The organism is Sphingopyxis sp. BE259 (assembly GCF_031457495.1).
Classification (GTDB): domain Bacteria; phylum Pseudomonadota; class Alphaproteobacteria; order Sphingomonadales; family Sphingomonadaceae; genus Sphingopyxis.
Genome location: NZ_JAVDWM010000001.1, coordinates 209,113 through 223,033 on the forward strand (window position 1 = coordinate 209,113; position 13,921 = coordinate 223,033).

General features: G+C 65.5%; 17 protein-coding genes and 1 tRNA gene. 11 read left to right on the forward strand and 7 right to left on the reverse strand.

The window, feature by feature from the left end:
- Nucleotides 1-211 precede the first annotated feature (211 nt).
- Nucleotides 212-847 carry a TetR/AcrR family transcriptional regulator gene (locus J2X44_RS01065; protein WP_310087432.1) on the forward strand — a complete coding sequence of 212 codons (636 nt, stop codon included), beginning with the start codon at nt 212-214 and terminating at the stop codon, nt 845-847.
- Nucleotides 848-879: 32 nt separating this feature from the next.
- Here the strand turns inward: J2X44_RS01065 and metW are convergent, their stop codons facing one another.
- A complete protein-coding gene (gene metW, locus J2X44_RS01070) occupies nt 880-1,476 on the reverse strand; it encodes a methionine biosynthesis protein MetW (RefSeq protein ID WP_310087433.1) in 597 nt (198 codons plus the stop codon).
- A complete protein-coding gene (locus J2X44_RS01075; RefSeq protein ID WP_310087434.1) occupies nt 1,473-2,591 on the reverse strand; it encodes a homoserine O-acetyltransferase in 1,119 nt (372 codons plus the stop codon). Before J2X44_RS01075 ends, metW begins: the two co-directional genes overlap by 4 nt.
- Before the next feature lie 78 nt (nt 2,592-2,669).
- On the opposite strand from J2X44_RS01075, the gene hisC reads away from it, so the two are divergent.
- Both hisC and J2X44_RS01085 read left to right on the forward strand, forming a co-directional pair.
- Nucleotides 2,670-3,785 (forward strand): histidinol-phosphate transaminase, encoded by a 1,116-nt coding sequence (gene hisC / locus J2X44_RS01080; RefSeq protein ID WP_310087435.1) that lies wholly within the window; start codon nt 2,670-2,672, stop codon nt 3,783-3,785.
- A gap of 2 nt (nt 3,786-3,787) precedes the next feature.
- A complete protein-coding gene (locus tag J2X44_RS01085; RefSeq protein ID WP_310087436.1) occupies nt 3,788-4,696 on the forward strand; it encodes a prephenate/arogenate dehydrogenase family protein in 909 nt (302 codons plus the stop codon).
- Nucleotides 4,697-4,732: 36 nt separating this feature from the next.
- Here the strand turns inward: J2X44_RS01085 and J2X44_RS01090 are convergent, their stop codons facing one another.
- Genes J2X44_RS01090 through ftsE form a run of 4 tightly spaced genes read right to left on the reverse strand, consistent with a single transcriptional unit; the run spans nt 4,733 to nt 7,632 of the window.
- Nucleotides 4,733-5,452 (reverse strand): lysophospholipid acyltransferase family protein, encoded by a 720-nt coding sequence (locus J2X44_RS01090; RefSeq protein WP_310087437.1) that lies wholly within the window; start codon nt 5,450-5,452, stop codon nt 4,733-4,735.
- Entirely contained in the window at nt 5,449-5,979 is a 531-nt protein-coding gene (locus J2X44_RS01095) for a YdcF family protein (protein WP_310087438.1), read from the reverse strand. The genes J2X44_RS01090 and J2X44_RS01095 overlap by 4 nt, the downstream gene beginning before the upstream one ends.
- Entirely contained in the window at nt 5,976-6,881 is a 906-nt protein-coding gene (locus J2X44_RS01100; protein ID WP_310087439.1) for a cell division protein, read from the reverse strand. The genes J2X44_RS01095 and J2X44_RS01100 overlap by 4 nt, the downstream gene beginning before the upstream one ends.
- Before the next feature lie 19 nt (nt 6,882-6,900).
- On the reverse strand, nt 6,901-7,632 hold the full coding sequence (ftsE, locus tag J2X44_RS01105) for a cell division ATP-binding protein FtsE (protein ID WP_310087440.1): 732 nt from the start codon (nt 7,630-7,632) through the stop codon (nt 6,901-6,903).
- A 170-nt stretch (nt 7,633-7,802) separates the two neighbouring features.
- Between ftsE and J2X44_RS01110 the strand changes: the two genes are divergently transcribed.
- Nucleotides 7,803-8,492, forward strand: coding sequence for a zinc-ribbon domain-containing protein (locus J2X44_RS01110; protein ID WP_310087441.1), 690 nt, complete (start codon nt 7,803-7,805; stop codon nt 8,490-8,492).
- Nucleotides 8,493-8,524: 32 nt separating this feature from the next.
- Here J2X44_RS01110 and J2X44_RS01115 read toward each other — a convergent pair whose 3' ends face one another.
- Complete coding sequence (locus tag J2X44_RS01115; protein ID WP_405053384.1) at nt 8,525-9,559, reverse strand: YeiH family protein; 1,035 nt, start codon at nt 9,557-9,559, stop codon at nt 8,525-8,527.
- A gap of 132 nt (nt 9,560-9,691) precedes the next feature.
- Here J2X44_RS01115 and J2X44_RS01120 point away from each other — a divergent pair.
- The 7 genes from J2X44_RS01120 to J2X44_RS01150 all read left to right on the forward strand — a co-directional run bounded on the left by J2X44_RS01120 (nt 9,692) and on the right by J2X44_RS01150 (nt 13,920).
- Nucleotides 9,692-9,768 (forward strand) — tRNA-Arg (locus tag J2X44_RS01120).
- Between the two features lie 136 nt (nt 9,769-9,904).
- The gene (locus J2X44_RS01125; RefSeq protein ID WP_310087443.1) at nt 9,905-10,669 is read left to right on the forward strand and encodes an SDR family oxidoreductase; all 765 of its coding nucleotides are present in this window, start codon (nt 9,905-9,907) and stop codon (nt 10,667-10,669) included.
- A 13-nt stretch (nt 10,670-10,682) separates the two neighbouring features.
- Nucleotides 10,683-11,330, forward strand: a complete 648-nt coding sequence (locus tag J2X44_RS01130; protein WP_310087444.1) for a glutathione S-transferase family protein — start codon at nt 10,683-10,685, stop codon at nt 11,328-11,330.
- Nucleotides 11,327-12,307, forward strand: coding sequence for a thiamine pyrophosphate-dependent dehydrogenase E1 component subunit alpha (locus J2X44_RS01135; RefSeq protein WP_310087445.1), 981 nt, complete (start codon nt 11,327-11,329; stop codon nt 12,305-12,307). The genes J2X44_RS01130 and J2X44_RS01135 overlap by 4 nt, the downstream gene beginning before the upstream one ends.
- Complete coding sequence (locus J2X44_RS01140) at nt 12,304-13,296, forward strand: alpha-ketoacid dehydrogenase subunit beta (RefSeq protein WP_310087447.1); 993 nt, start codon at nt 12,304-12,306, stop codon at nt 13,294-13,296. Before J2X44_RS01135 ends, J2X44_RS01140 begins: the two co-directional genes overlap by 4 nt.
- A 4-nt stretch (nt 13,297-13,300) precedes the next feature.
- Nucleotides 13,301-13,531, forward strand: coding sequence for a biotin/lipoyl-containing protein (locus J2X44_RS01145; RefSeq protein WP_187140379.1), 231 nt, complete (start codon nt 13,301-13,303; stop codon nt 13,529-13,531).
- On the forward strand, nt 13,528-13,920 hold the full coding sequence (locus J2X44_RS01150) for a nuclear transport factor 2 family protein (protein WP_310087448.1): 393 nt from the start codon (nt 13,528-13,530) through the stop codon (nt 13,918-13,920). Before J2X44_RS01145 ends, J2X44_RS01150 begins: the two co-directional genes overlap by 4 nt.
- Nucleotide 13,921 lies beyond the last annotated feature (1 nt).

A 13,921-nucleotide genomic window follows, 5' to 3' on the forward strand; every position in this document is an offset into this window, starting at 1 on the left:
GACGCATGAAGGACTCTCCCAGGTAAGGGGCGGCCCGGGGCCACCCTTTTCGTTTTTCTTGGGCTCGGTGCTTGCCAAGCCGCGACGCACCCAATAATGAAACATGAACCAAGTTTCAACTTGGAATATGACTTCGTCGTTTTTTGCTTGCTAGTGGTGCGAAAAAGCCACGATGCAGCGAGAGCGGGTGGAGGGGAGACGGAAAACAGCCATGGACGAGCCGCACGACGCAGCAACCGACAACGCGGGCGAAGCGCGCGACAAGACACCGCGCACCGATCGCGGACGCCGCACGCTGCGCAAATTGCTCGACGCGGCGGCGATCGAATTTGGCGAGCGCGGCTTTCACGAGGCGTCGATCAGCGGCATCACCCGCCGCGCGGGGACCGCGCTCGGCAGCTTTTATACTTATTTCGATTCGAAGGACGAGATCTTCCAGGCGCTGGTCCGCTACATGAGCGAACAATTGCGCGACCATGTCACCCCGCTCGTCCAGGCCGCGCCCGACGAAATCAGTGCCGAACGGATCGGGCTCGAATCCTTTCTCGGCTTTGTGCGCGAGCATAAGGAAATCTATCGGATCATCGATGAGGCCGAGTTTGTCGACTACGCCAGCTATCGCCGCCATTATGAAACCACGGTCGCGCGCGTGCAGCAGCGGCTGGAGGCGGGCGCGTCGCGCGGCGAGATTCGCGCCGATGTCGGTGAGATTCACGCCTGGGCGATTGGCGGGATGAACGTGTTTCTGGGGATGCGCTACGGCTTGTGGGACGAGGATGCCGATATTTCGGAGATCGCGCGGATCGCGAATGATTTTGTCGCCAACGGGTTGATGAAGCGCGATTGAATCGTCGTCCCTGCCTGCGCGGGGCCGACGGACTATCGCGAAATCAGAAAAATCGCATGTTCGGCGCGCCATGTCGCCGCGGCGGCGCTCGTCGGCTTGTCGCCCGACAGATACCAGGCCGCATCGACCCCGATCCCCTTGGAGCGCAGCAGGTCGCGAAAATCGGCGACGGTAACATGATGGATATTGGGAGTTTCGTACCAAGCCACCGGCAGCAGGCGGGTCACCGGCATCCGCCCGCCCCAGAGCAGGTCAAGCCGGACGCGCCAATGCGCGAAATTGGGAAAACTGACAAACGCGCGCGGCGCAATGCGGAGCAGCTGGTCGATGATGCGGTCGGGCCGGTGCGAGGTTTGCAGCGTCTGCGACAAGATGGCAATGTCGAAGCTGTCGTCGGGATAATCGGCAAGGTCGCGATCGGCGTCGCCCTGCACCACCGCGAGGCCTAATTCCATCGCCGCCGCGACATTGGCGGGGTCGATCTCCAACCCGCGAACATCCGTTGCCTTGGTGTCGCGCAGCGCCGCCATCAGCGTGCCGTCGCCGCAGCCGACATCGAGCACGCGCGCGCCGGTCGGCACCTGCGCCGCAATCAGGGCGAGGTCGGGACGCAGGATCGGCGCGCTCATAGCCCGGCCTCGATAAAGCCCGCCATCAACCGCCACATCTCGGGCGAATCGAGCAGGAACGCGTCGTGGCCGAACGGGCTCGACAGCTCGACAAAGCTCGCCTGCGCCCCGGCGCCGTGCAGCGCCTGCACGATGCGCCGCGATTCGGCGGTCGGATAGAGCCAGTCCGAATCGAAACTGACGAGGCCGAAGCGCACCGGCGAATGGCGGAAAGCGTCGGCAAGGCGGCCGCCATGCGGATCGGCAAGGTCGAAATAGTCCATCGCGCGGGTGATATAGAGATAGGAATTGGCGTCGAAGCGATCGACGAAACTGATCCCCTGATGGCGCAAATAGGATTCGATCTGGAAATCGGCGTCGAAACCAAAGGTCTTGGCCTCACGGTCCTGAAGCTGGCGGCCGAACTTCTCGGTCAGTCCGGCTTCGGACAAATAGGTGATATGTGCCGCCATGCGGGCGACCGACAGCCCTTTCACCGGCAACCGTCCGCTCGCATAATAATCGCCGCCCTGCCAGTCGGGGTCGGCCATGATCGCCTGCCGCCCGACTTCGTGGAACGCGATATTCTGCGCTGAATGGCGCGCCGCCGAGGCGATGATGAGGGCGCGTTCGACGCGGCTGGGATAATGGGCGGCCCAGGCGAGTGCCTGCATCCCGCCCATCGATCCGCCGATGACGGCATGAAGTCGCTCGATACCGAGCTGGTCGAGCAGCATCGCCTGTGCGCGCACCATGTCGCCGATCGTCACCACCGGGAACGCCATGGCAAAGGGCTTGCCGGTGGCGGGATCGATGCTGGCGGGGCCGCTCGACCCCAGACAGCTGCCGATCACATTGACGCAGATGACGTGATAGCGATCGGTGTCGATCACCCCGCCGGGCCGCACGACCTGACTCCACCAGCCAGGCTTGCCGGTGACCGGATGGGTCGAGGCGACATATTGGTCCATTGTCAGCGCGTGACAGATCAGGATGACATTGCTGCGCGCCGCGTTGAGCGGACCATAGGCTTCGAACGCGATCGTTGGCCGCGCCAGCACGGCGCCGCTGTCGAGCGCCAGCGGCCGGGTCAGTTCGATCTGGTTGTGTTGGACGGGTTGCAAGCGGGTTGCCATGATGCGGCGGGGCTAAGCGGGTGCGCGAAGCCTGTCAACGTGCTGGACTCGGGCTATCGAAGCGTTAAACGCCGCGGCATGACCGATACGACGCAAACGCTCAGCCCGAAGCCGTGGATCAGCGGCATCGCCCCCTATGTCCCCGGCAAGTCGGCGGGTGCCGACGGCCGCCCGCTGATCAAGCTGAGCGCCAATGAAAACCCGCTCGGCACGGGGGAAAAGGCGCGCGTGGCGTTCGCGGCGGTGCAGGCGGCGCCCGATGCGCTGTCGCGCTATCCCGATCCGGGTTCGGCCGAGTTGCGCGCAGCGATCGCGGCGAAGTTCGGGCTCGATCCGGCGCGGATCATCTGCGGCAACGGGTCGGACGAGCTGCTGCATTTGGCGGCGGGCACCTATGCCGGGGTCGGCGACGAGATCTTGTACGTGCGTTATGGCTTTGCGGTGTACGAGATCGCGGCGCGGCGTGTCGGCGCGGTGCCGGTCGAGGCCGATGACCGGGACTATGCCACCGACGTTGACGCGTTGCTCGCCGCGGTGACCGAAAAGACGCGCGTCGTCTATCTGGCCAATCCGAACAATCCGACCGGGACACTGGCGTCGAAGGACGAAGTTGCGCGGCTCTATGCGGGGCTGCCCAAGGATGTGCTGTTCGTGATCGATCAGGCCTATTCCGAATATCTGTCCGATGCCGAGGATGATGGCGGGCTCGATCTGGCGAAGACGCAGCCGAATGTGTTCATCACCCGCACCTTTTCGAAGATTCACGGGCTCGCCGCCGAACGGATCGGCTGGGGCTATGCCTGTGCCGAGGTGATTTCGGCGCTGCACCGCATCCGCCTGCCGTTCAACGTCACCCGCGCGGGGCAGGCGGCAGCGATCGCGGCGATCGGCGATGAAGCGTTCATCACCGCCAGCCGCGAGCATAATGCCAAGTGGCGCGCCTGGCTGGCGCAGGAGATCGAAGGCCTGGGCAATCACGGGCTGCGCATCGTGCCGTCGGCGTGCAATTTCCTGCTCGTGTTGTTCGAGGGCGATGTGAGCGCCGAGACGGTGTACAATCGGCTGATGGAGGCAGGCTATATCGTGCGCTGGCTGCCGGGGCAGGGCTTGCCCGGTGCGCTGCGGATGACGATCGGTACCGAGGCCGAGACGCGCGGGCTGGCGGCGGCGATCCGCGCGGCACTGAACGGCTGATCGTGTCGCGGCGCGTCGAACGGCTGGCGATCATTGGCCTTGGCCTGATCGGATCGTCGATTGCGCGCGCGGTCAAGGACAAGCTGCCCGATGTGATGGTCACCGGCCATGACGCCAGCGCCGACGTGCGCGACGTCGCCCGGACACTGAGGTTGTGCGACGCAGTCGCTGATCGCGCTGATGCCGCGGTGGCCGATGCCGATCTGGTCATTTTGGCGGTGCCGGTCGGCGGCATGGCCGCTGCGGCGTCGGCGATGGCGCCGGGCCTCGCGCTGGAAACGATCATCTCCGACGTCGGGTCGTCAAAGGCGAGCGTCGCCGAGGCACTGGCGCAGGTGCTGCCCGGCCATATCGTCATCCCCGCGCACCCGGTGGCGGGGACCGAGAACAGCGGGCCGCAAGCCGGCTTTGCCAGCCTTTTCGACGGGCGCTGGTGCATCGTTACCCCCGATGCCGCCGCGCCCGCAGACGCGGTCGCCGCACTTACCGACTTCTGGGAAGCGCTGGGCGCCAAGGTCGACGTCATGGACGCCGCGCATCACGATATGGTGCTGGCGGTAACCAGCCATCTTCCGCACCTGATCGCCTACACCATCGTCGGCACCGCGAGCGAGCTGGAAGAGGTCACCGAGAGCGAGGTGATCAAATATTCGGCGGGCGGTTTTCGCGATTTCACCCGCATCGCCGCGAGCGACCCGGTGATGTGGCGCGACGTGTTCCTGGCCAACAAGGATGCGGTGCTCGCGACCTTGCAACGGTTCAACGAGGATCTGACCGTGCTTCAGCAGGCAATCCGCCGCGGCGATGCCGACAAGCTGGAGGACTGGTTCACGCGGACGCGGGCGATCCGCCGGTCGATCATCGCCGAAGGACAGGATGATGCGGCGCCCGATTTCGGGCGGAAACATTAGGAACATTCGTGGCCCCCGCCTTCTCGGGGGCGACGATCAACCTTCCAACAACGCCTCAGGCGGGTTCAGCGCATTGATCGCCACCCGCACCCGTTCCTCGGCCTCTTCGCGCGGCAGGCCCGCGGGGATCGTCTCGCCGATCTTGTAAGTGATCGTGCCCGGCCATTTGACCCAGCGGCGCGGGGGAAACGCCAGACCGCTGTTCACCGCGACCGGGATCACCGGCACCCCGAGCAGGCGGTACATGCCCGCGAAACCCGGGCGCAATCCAGGCGCCTGCCCGTGCGGCACCCGCGTCCCCTCGGCAAACAGCACCAAGGGACGTCCAGCCGCCAGTGCCGCCTTCGCTGCGCTGAGCATCGCCCGCATCGCCTTGCCGCCGCCGTCACGGTCAACGGGGATCAGGCCATAGAAACGCGCCGCCTGGCCCCAGACTGGGATCGAGAATAGTTCTTCTTTGGCGAACACCGCAGGATGCTTGAACAGCCCAGGCTGTTCAATCGTCTCGAACGCCGATTCATGCTTGAACACATACAGCACCGGAATATCGGGCATCTCGCCGTCGATGATGATCGTCTGGCCCAGCAGGAAACGGCAGAACAGCCGATGCGCCTGTGCCCAGATGCGGACGAAAAAGATCGTGCCGCGATGCGAGATCGGCAGCGCGAGCACCCCGCCGATCGACGAAATGCTGCTCATCACGAAAAAGGCGATCCAGAACAGGATCGAACGGAACAGGGCGATGCTGTATCTCACAGGCCGAGCAGCCCGCCCGCCAATCCGGCCAGATATTTGTGATATTCGCGAAACAGGGTCGCGAAATTGGGCTCGCTGCGAACAGCGTCAGGCAAGATCGTCACCTTGTCGCCGACGGCGCGGCCGATTTCATATTCGGCGCGCCGCATATGCCAGTCGGTGGTGACCAGCCGCACCGTCTTATACTTGCGCCGCGCAACCCAGGTCGCAACCTCGGTTGCGTTCGAGCGCGTATCCTCGGCCTCGAACCCCAGCGCGATGCAGCAATCGAACAGCGCCGTCGGTCGTTTATATTCGGCGGCGAGCTCGCGCGGTTTGACCTCGCGCGCGACGCCGCTGATCAACAGCCGCTCGGCGTCGCCCGCCTCAAGCCGTTCGAGCGCGCGGTCGATGCGTCCCGGCCCGCCGGTCAGCACGACAATGGCATCGGTTTTTTGTGCTGCGGCAGGCAGCGGCGGCAACAGCGCAAACCACGCAAAACCGAGCACCCAGGCCAGGAAAAAAAGGGACATCAGGCGCTTGATCATAATATCTTCTTGAGCGCGGCGAGCAACGTCTGGCGCGCCGTCAGGGCTGCGAGCGCGATAGCCAATAGCGGCAGCGCCAGCAAGAGCGCCCAGCCGGTCGGTCCCAGCGACGCGGTCGCGGCGAGCCCCGAGGTGACCCCCGACCATTGCCAGCCGATCAGCAGCAGCAGCGCTGCGGCGACCGCGGTACCAAGCGCAATGCCATAGGCGGTGTCGATCGCGATACGGCGCTGGAACAGCCGGGTGATCTGGCGGTCGGTCGCGCCGATCAGGTGGAGCATCTCGATCGTCGCAAAATGGGTGCCGAGCGCGGCGCGGGCGGTCATGATCACCACCGCCGCGCTGGCGAGCGTCATCAACAGAACCAGCCCGCCGGCGATCCACGCCAGCGACCCGATCAGCCGTGCGACCGGCCCCAGCCATTCGGCGTGCGGGATGATCCGCGCTCCGGGGGCTTCGGCGGCAACCAAGGCACGCAGTTGCTGCATCTGGCGGCTGCGGTTGTCGCCGACGAAATCGATGTCGACCAGCGCGGGCAGGGGCAACGCGTTCAGCACCGGATCGCCTTCATCGGCGCTGCCGAACCACTGGCCCAGCGTCGCCTGCAATTCTTCACGGTCAACCGCGCGCGCCGACAGGACAAAGGGCTGCGCGGCGGCGGCGCGGCGCAGCGCCGCGGCCTGCTGGGCGCGCGTTACCGGGTTGGCGGTGACGATCTGCACCGTCACGCGCCCGGCAATCGCGCTGCCGATCGCGTTTGCCGATCGTGCCAGTCCGACCCCGGCGGCGGCGGCCAGCAGGGTCAGCATCATCAATATCGCGATGACCCACGGCGTCGGCCCCGACAAGCGGCGGTCGGGCAGCAGGCGGCGATGCTGGACGGGGACGCGCGGGATGATCATGCGAGGTTCTGACCCTGGGTCATGTCCGGTTGGCCGGGGGATAGCGCAGCGCGCCGGTCGGATCGGACAGGCGGCCCCTTTCCAGCCGCATCATCTGGGCATTCTCGATCCGGCTGATCAGGTGAATATCGTGGGTCGCGACGACGACGGTGGTGCCCAGGCGATTCAAGGCCTCGAACAATCCGAGCAGGCGCATCGCCATTTCCGGATCGACGTTGCCGGTCGGTTCGTCGGCGACCAGCAGTTGCGGCCGGGCGATCACCGCGCGGGCGATCGCGACGCGTTGCTGCTCGCCGCCCGACAGCGTTGCCGGATGCGCGTCGGCGCGCTCGCCCAGCCCGATCCAGCTCAGCATTTCGCCGACCGGACCCGACAGATCCTCTTCGCTGACTCCGGCGATCCGCAGCGGCAGCGCTATATTGTCGCGCGCCGACAGATGCGGGATCAGGCGGAAATCCTGAAAGACCACGCCGATGCGGCGACGAAAGCCGGGCAGGCGCTGGCGCGGCATATTGACCAGATCTTCGCCGAACAGGCGGACGATGCCGCGGCTTGGTCGCTGCGCCAGATACAGCATCTTGAGCAGCGACGTCTTGCCCGCGCCCGACGCGCCGGTGAGGAAATAGAAACTGCCCGGCTGCAGGTTAAAACTGACGTCGCTCAGCACCTCGGCATCGGGGCCATAGCGCAGGCCCACTCCGTCAAATTCGACCATCGCGCCGCCGGGACGCGGGCTCAGCGCGTCCGTCATGGCGTCACCCGCCCCCGAATTTGCGCGGGCGAGAGGGCGTGCAACAGGGGCGCGGCGGCGCTCATGCCCCGCCTGTTACACGGCTGCCTGGTCAGGTAAAGCGGGGAGTGGACCGCCCCTGACGACGCGGCACTTGCAACACTGCGAATCAGCGTGTTTAGAGGGGGACCATGATCCTCGCCTGCCCGTCCTGCCATACCCGTTATGTCGTACCCGATAGCGCCATCGGGCCGACTGGGCGCACCGTGCGCTGCGCCAATTGTCGCCACAGCTGGTTCCAGGAACCGGCGACGCGCGATCTGGCGGCGGCCGGCGACCCCTTGGTCACCGCCGAACCGCCGCCGCCGCCGCCCGAAGCCTTTGCCGCCGACCCGGCGCCGCGCCCGGCACCAGCCGCGGCAGAGGCACCGCTGCCGTTCCGGCGCCCGCGCCGCAATCCGGCGAAACGCTGGACGCTGATCGCCGCGAGCGCTGCGGTGCTGATGGTCGCGGCGACCGCTGGCCTTGCCACTTTCGGTCTGCCCAACTGGGCACAGGGGCTCGGGCTGCCGGGCATGGTTGCCGAACCTGACCTGGTGATCGAACTGCCGCCCAACCAGGATCACCGCGAGCTGGCCGACGGCACGATCTATTTCGCTGCGTCGGGGGTGATCATCAACCCGACCGACCGCGAACAGCGGGTGCCGCCGATCCTCGCCGAACTGCGCGATGCACAGGGGACGATTGTCTATAGCTGGACGATCAAGCCGCCGGTGCGGATGCTGCCGCCGAACGAAAAGGTCAATTTCAGCGAAGCCAAGCTCGACATCCCGCGCCGCGCGACCCAGCTGACGGTCAGCTGGGCGCTTCCAAAAAGCTAAATCTCACAAGGGTATGGCGTGACGCCGCGGCGTCACAGGCTCAACGCAGCGGCCAAAGACAGCGCAAAGCTGGTCAGGGTCGCGATGATGATCGGCGCAAAGCTGCGCCATCCCTGATCGAGCAGCAGATGCAGCCGCGCCTTCATCGCGGTGGCCACGATCGCGAGCAGCAAGAGAGCCTGGGCTGCCGTCGCGGCGCCGTCCTGAACCGGTCGGGGGATGGCAATCAGCGAATTGGCCGCGGCAACGCCCAAAAAGCCCAGAATGAACCACGGCAGGCGCAGCGGGATCTTGCGCGTGCCATCGCTTTCTCCGCTGCGACCCAACCACAGCGCCACCAGCATCAGCATCGGCGCGAGCAGCGCGACGCGGGTCAGCTTGACGATCGTCGCGACCTCGCCTGCTTGCGGAGAGAAGGAAAAGCCGCCGCCGATCGCTTGCGCGACGTCATGGATCGATGCGCCGATCAGGAACCCCGCCTGCGCGTCGGTCAGCCGCAATTCGGATGCCAGCACGGGATAAAGCGTCATGGCAAAGGCGCTCGCGACGGTGATTCCGACCAGCGTCAGTGTGAAGCGCGCCTGATCGACGCGCTTGTCGCCGATCAGCGAATAGAGCGCGAGCGCTGCCGACGCGCCGCAGATCGCGGTGGCGCCGCCCGCAAGCAGCGCCGCGTGGCGATCCTGCATGAACCATCGCGCGGTCGCGACGGTCACGACGATCACCGCGAGCATGATCAGCACCAGCAGCGCGAACGGCAGCGGCCCCAGCTCGGCCAGTTGATCGGCGGTGATGCGCGCCCCGACCAGCACGATCCCGATCCGCAGCGCGGTCTGCGACATCAGGTCGAGCCCCGCGTGGGTGCGCCGGTCCTGCGACAGGAAACTCATCGCCAGCCCGATCAGCAGCCCCATCAAGACCAGCGGCGCGGCATAATGGTCGGCGAGCCACGCAGCGGCGAGCGCAGCGATTCCGGTAACCAGCACCCCGGGGATATAGTCGCGCCAACGCCGCTTGGCGGGCGGATGCGCCTCCAGCTGCATTTCGCCATACAGGTCGGCCGCCATCGGCCAGTCGTAATCCGACGCCTTCACGCTGGCTCCCCCGTGCCCATCTCGGCTCGCTTCGCACATCCGCGGGGCAGCGTCGATAGGCCATTGCTGCGGCGCCACGCTCTTGCTAGAGGCCGCGCTCTATTGGCACCCGTAGCTCAGCTGGATAGAGCGCTGCCCTCCGAAGGCAGAGGCCAGGGGTTCGAATCCCTTCGGGTGCGCCATTCCTTCATTTTGCGCGCCCTGTGCGCCGATAGCGTCTCTCGCCTTCGCTCGACGCGCGCGGCTCACATTTTTGCTGATGTCTCGCCGTCCGCGTTGCCGCTACGCTCTTCCTTAAAATTACCAAAGGAGGATGCGATGGACCTGGGTCTGAAGGGCAAAAAAGTCATCATGAATGGCGGCGCGCACGGTCTGGGGCTCGCGTCGCTCAAGATTTTTGCCGCCGAGGGCGCCGATGTCGCCTTTTTCTCGCGCGACGCCGACAAGGTGAAGGCAGCGGTCGCGGCGATCGATGCGGCGGGGCCGGGCAAGGTCCATGGCGAACAGTTTGATATGACCGATAACCCCGATGGCTATCGCGAATGGCTGGGCCAGGCGCGCGATGCGCTCGGCGGCTGCGACATCTTCATCCATACCGCGAGCTCATCGGGGCAGGGCGCGACCGGCGACTGGCAGCGCGGACTCGACATGGACGTCATGGGCGCGGTCCACGGCGTCGAGACGCTGACCGAGGCGCTCGCGGCGTCGGGATCCGGGTCGATCATCTTCATGTCGTCGACCGCGGCGGTCGAGACCTTCATCGTGCCACAGGCGTTCAACGCGCTGAAAGCGGCGCTGATCACCTACGGCTCGCAATTGAGCCAGGCGCTCGCGGCGCAGAATATCCGCGTCAACATCGTCTCGCCCGGCGCAATCTATTATCCCGGCGGCAATTGGGAGGTCATCAAGTCAGCGGTGCCCGCGCTCTATGATGCGACCTTGGCACAAATGCCGCTGGGCCGTTTTGGCGAGGCCGAGGAAGTCGCGAAGGGCATCGTGTTCATGGCCTCGCCCGCCTGCCCCTATATGACCGGCGCGCATCTGGTGATCGACGGCGGCTTTACCAAGCGCGTCCAGTTCTGATCGGGGCGGCGCGATGAAACTCTATCAATCGATCGGCCCCAACCCGCGTGTGGTGCTGATGTATCTGGCCGAGACCGGAATCGAGGTCGACCGCCAGTTCGTCGACATCATGGCGGCCGAGAACCGGCGGCCCGATTTCTGCGCAAAGAGCCCGCTTGGACACACCCCGTTGCTCGAACTCCACGACGGCGGCTGTATCGCCGAGAGCGTCGCAATCTGCGAATATCTGGGCGAGGCGCTTGGCGGTGATGCCTTGATCGGCGCGACCGCCGAGCAGCGCGCGCAGACGCGGATGCTGGTGCGGATCTTGGATCAGATCGTCGTCGTTCCAATGACCGCAGGCTTTCGCGGGGCCGAAGGATTGCCGATGTTCCAGAGCCGGATGCTCTGTCTGCCCGATGCTGCCGCCGATCTCAAACGGCTCGCCGCCGATGGCTTGGCGAAAGTCGATGGGATCATCGGCGCGGGGCCTTGGCTCGCTGGCGACCGCTTCAGCCTCGCTGACGTGCTACTCTACAGCTTCGTCGAGTTTGGCGCGATGGTCGGGCAGCCGCTCGATCCTGCGCTGACCAACCTTGTCGCCTGGCGTGACCGCGTTGCCGCCCGCCCCAGCGCCGCCGCCAGCGCCAACCCCAAACTGGGCATCGGAGAGCCTGCATGACCGATAAGACCATCGATCGCGAGAAGCTGCGCGACATCTACACCCGCACGATGCGGGTTGCGCGCGCCGACGAGAAATTCCGCTCGCTGCTGATGACCGGCAAGCTAGCGGTCATCTATTACACCGTGCGCGGGCAGGAACTGGTGTCGGCGGCGGCAATGACGGCGCTTGAACAGGATGATTATCTTGTCACCACCTATCGCGGCCAGCATGACCAGATTGCCAAGGGCGTGCCGCTGGGTCCGCTGTTTGCGGAGATTGCGGGCAAGGTCGGCGGCACCTGCCGCGGCAAGGGCGGGTCGATGCATATCACCCATCCCGAAACCGGGGTGATGGTCACCACCGGCGTCGTCGGATCGGGGCTGCCGATCGCCAACGGGCTGGCACTTGCGTCGCAAAATCGCGGCGACGGCAAGGTGACGATGGTGTGTTTCGGCGACGGCGCAACCAATATCGGCGCCTTTCACGAAGCCATGAACATGGCGCAGCTGTGGAAGCTGCCGGTGATCTTCCTGTGCCAGAACAACCGCTATGGCGAGCACACCGCCTTTGCCGACCACACCAAGGTCGACTCGATCGTCACCCGCGCCAAGGCCTATGGGATGGACGGCGTGAAGGTCGACGGCAACGACGCGATTGCGATGTACACCACCACCAAGGCCGCGGTCGATCGCGCCCGCGCGGGCGAGGGGCCGACGCTGATCGAGGCGATGTGCTATCGGATGATGGGCCATTTCTTCGGCGCCGACTTTTCCTACATGCCGCCCGAGCATCTCGCCGAGATGGCGTCGGAGGATCCCTTGCCGCGGCTGCGCCAGCTGATGCTCGACCATCAGTTTACCGAGGCTGAGCTCGACGCGATCGTCGCCGATCTCGATGCACAGATGGACGCGGCCGCCGAATTCGCCGCGAACAGCCCGCTGCCGGGACCAGAGGAAATCCGCAAGGATGTCTTCGAAGAGGAGATTGCGGCATGAGCGGCCAGATCACGATGACGCAGGCGATCAATCGCGCGATCGACGAGGCGATGGCCGAGGATGACGGAGTGATCCTGCTCGGCGAGGATGTCGCCGCGAAGCAGGGCGGCGGGGTGTTCAAGATTTCGGCGGGGCTGACCGAGAAATATGGCGAGCACCGCGTCCGCGCGACGCCTATTTCGGAACAGGCGATCGTCGGCGCGTGCGTCGGCGCCGCGCTCGCGGGTTTCCGCCCGATCGCCGAGATCATGCTGATGAACTTTGTGACGGTTGCGATGGACCAGATCGTCAACCATGCCGCCAAGCTGCGCTTCATGTCGGGCGGGCAGACCAACGTCCCGCTGGTGATCCGCACCACGACCGGCGTTGGGGTCGGCTTCGGCGGGCAGCATAGCGATATGCTCGAGGCCTGGTTCGCGCATGTCGCGGGGCTGAAGGTCGTGACGCCATCGAACGCCGCCGATGCCCAGGGGCTGATGCGCGCCGCGATCGCGTGCAACGACCCGGTGATCTTTATCGAGAATATCCTGTGTTACGGGCTGAAATCCGACGATCCGGGGCCGGGGCATATCGTCCCGCTCGGCAAGGCGGCGGTGGCGCGCGAGGGCAGTGACTGTTCGATCATCACCTATGGCCGCACCGTGCTCGACGCGCTCGAAGTCGCGGGCAAGCTCGCCGATGAGAGGATTTCGGTCGAGGTCATCGATCTCAGAACCATCGCGCCCTATGACGAGGCGACGGTAACGGCGTCGGTCGAAAAGACCGGCCGCGCGATCGTCCTGCACGAGGCGGTGAAGCAGTACGGCACCGGCGCCGAAATCGCCTCGCGCCTCAACGAAAAACTGTTCGGCAAGCTCAAGGCGCCGGTCACGCGCATCGGCGGCGCCTTTTCGGCGGTGCCGATGGCGAATGCGCTCGAACAGGCGTGGATCCCGAACAAGGATGCGATCGCCGATGCGGTGCGCGCCGCGATGAACTGGAAGGGCTGAGGCGATGGCGGAGGAACTGCGCATCCCGAAGATCGGCATGTCGGCGACCGAAATGACGCTGAACGAATGGATGTTCGGCGACGGCGAACGCGTCGAGGTCGGCGATATTCTCTATACCGTCGAAACCGACAAGACGACGGTCGAGGTCGAGGCGCAGGTCGCGGGAATCATCCGCCCGATCGGGGTCGAGGGCGAAGTCTATCCGGTCGGCGCGCTCGTCGGCACGATCGAATGACGCCGCTCGAAGCGAGCAAGGCGATGTACGCCGCCGTCGCGCGAGGCGAGTGGGATGCGGTCGCGGACTTCATGGCCGACGATCTGGTCATCTACGAGCCGGCCTCGCTCCCTTATGGCGGCGAATGGCGCGGACGCGATGCGCTGCAGCGGCTTTACGCGCATGTGATGACCTTCTGGGAAAATCCCGTCGTGCAATGGCAGGAACTGGTCGGCGGCGAAAAACATGCCGTCGCGCTGCTCCACTTCACCGTCACCGCGAAATCCTCCGGCAAACGGTTCGAAACCCATATCGCCGAGGTCACCCAATTCGACGGCGCCGGCAAGATGGCGTCGATGCGCATCCATTATTTCGACACGGCCCATATGGTCGAGCAGTTGAAGGCCTGAC

What these genes read in the sequence shown, in the direction of transcription:
- J2X44_RS01065 (WP_310087432.1), top strand. Translation starts at nt 212, where the DNA reads ATGGACGAGCCGCACGACGCAGCAACCGACAACGCGGGCGAAGCGCGC.
- metW (WP_310087433.1), bottom strand. Translation starts at nt 1,476, where the DNA reads ATGAGCGCGCCGATCCTGCGTCCCGACCTCGCCCTGATTGCGGCGCAG.
- J2X44_RS01075 (WP_310087434.1), bottom strand. Translation starts at nt 2,591, where the DNA reads ATGGCAACCCGCTTGCAACCCGTCCAACACAACCAGATCGAACTGACC.
- hisC (WP_310087435.1), top strand. Translation starts at nt 2,670, where the DNA reads ATGACCGATACGACGCAAACGCTCAGCCCGAAGCCGTGGATCAGCGGC.
- J2X44_RS01095 (WP_310087438.1), bottom strand. Translation starts at nt 5,979, where the DNA reads ATGATCAAGCGCCTGATGTCCCTTTTTTTCCTGGCCTGGGTGCTCGGT.
- J2X44_RS01100 (WP_310087439.1), bottom strand. Translation starts at nt 6,881, where the DNA reads ATGATCATCCCGCGCGTCCCCGTCCAGCATCGCCGCCTGCTGCCCGAC.
- ftsE (WP_310087440.1), bottom strand. Translation starts at nt 7,632, where the DNA reads ATGACGGACGCGCTGAGCCCGCGTCCCGGCGGCGCGATGGTCGAATTT.
- J2X44_RS01110 (WP_310087441.1), top strand. Translation starts at nt 7,803, where the DNA reads ATGATCCTCGCCTGCCCGTCCTGCCATACCCGTTATGTCGTACCCGAT.
- J2X44_RS01115 (WP_405053384.1), bottom strand. Translation starts at nt 9,559, where the DNA reads ATGGCGGCCGACCTGTATGGCGAAATGCAGCTGGAGGCGCATCCGCCC.
- J2X44_RS01125 (WP_310087443.1), top strand. Translation starts at nt 9,905, where the DNA reads ATGGACCTGGGTCTGAAGGGCAAAAAAGTCATCATGAATGGCGGCGCG.
- J2X44_RS01130 (WP_310087444.1), top strand. Translation starts at nt 10,683, where the DNA reads ATGAAACTCTATCAATCGATCGGCCCCAACCCGCGTGTGGTGCTGATG.
- J2X44_RS01135 (WP_310087445.1), top strand. Translation starts at nt 11,327, where the DNA reads ATGACCGATAAGACCATCGATCGCGAGAAGCTGCGCGACATCTACACC.
- J2X44_RS01140 (WP_310087447.1), top strand. Translation starts at nt 12,304, where the DNA reads ATGAGCGGCCAGATCACGATGACGCAGGCGATCAATCGCGCGATCGAC.
- J2X44_RS01145 (WP_187140379.1), top strand. Translation starts at nt 13,301, where the DNA reads ATGGCGGAGGAACTGCGCATCCCGAAGATCGGCATGTCGGCGACCGAA.
- J2X44_RS01150 (WP_310087448.1), top strand. Translation starts at nt 13,528, where the DNA reads ATGACGCCGCTCGAAGCGAGCAAGGCGATGTACGCCGCCGTCGCGCGA.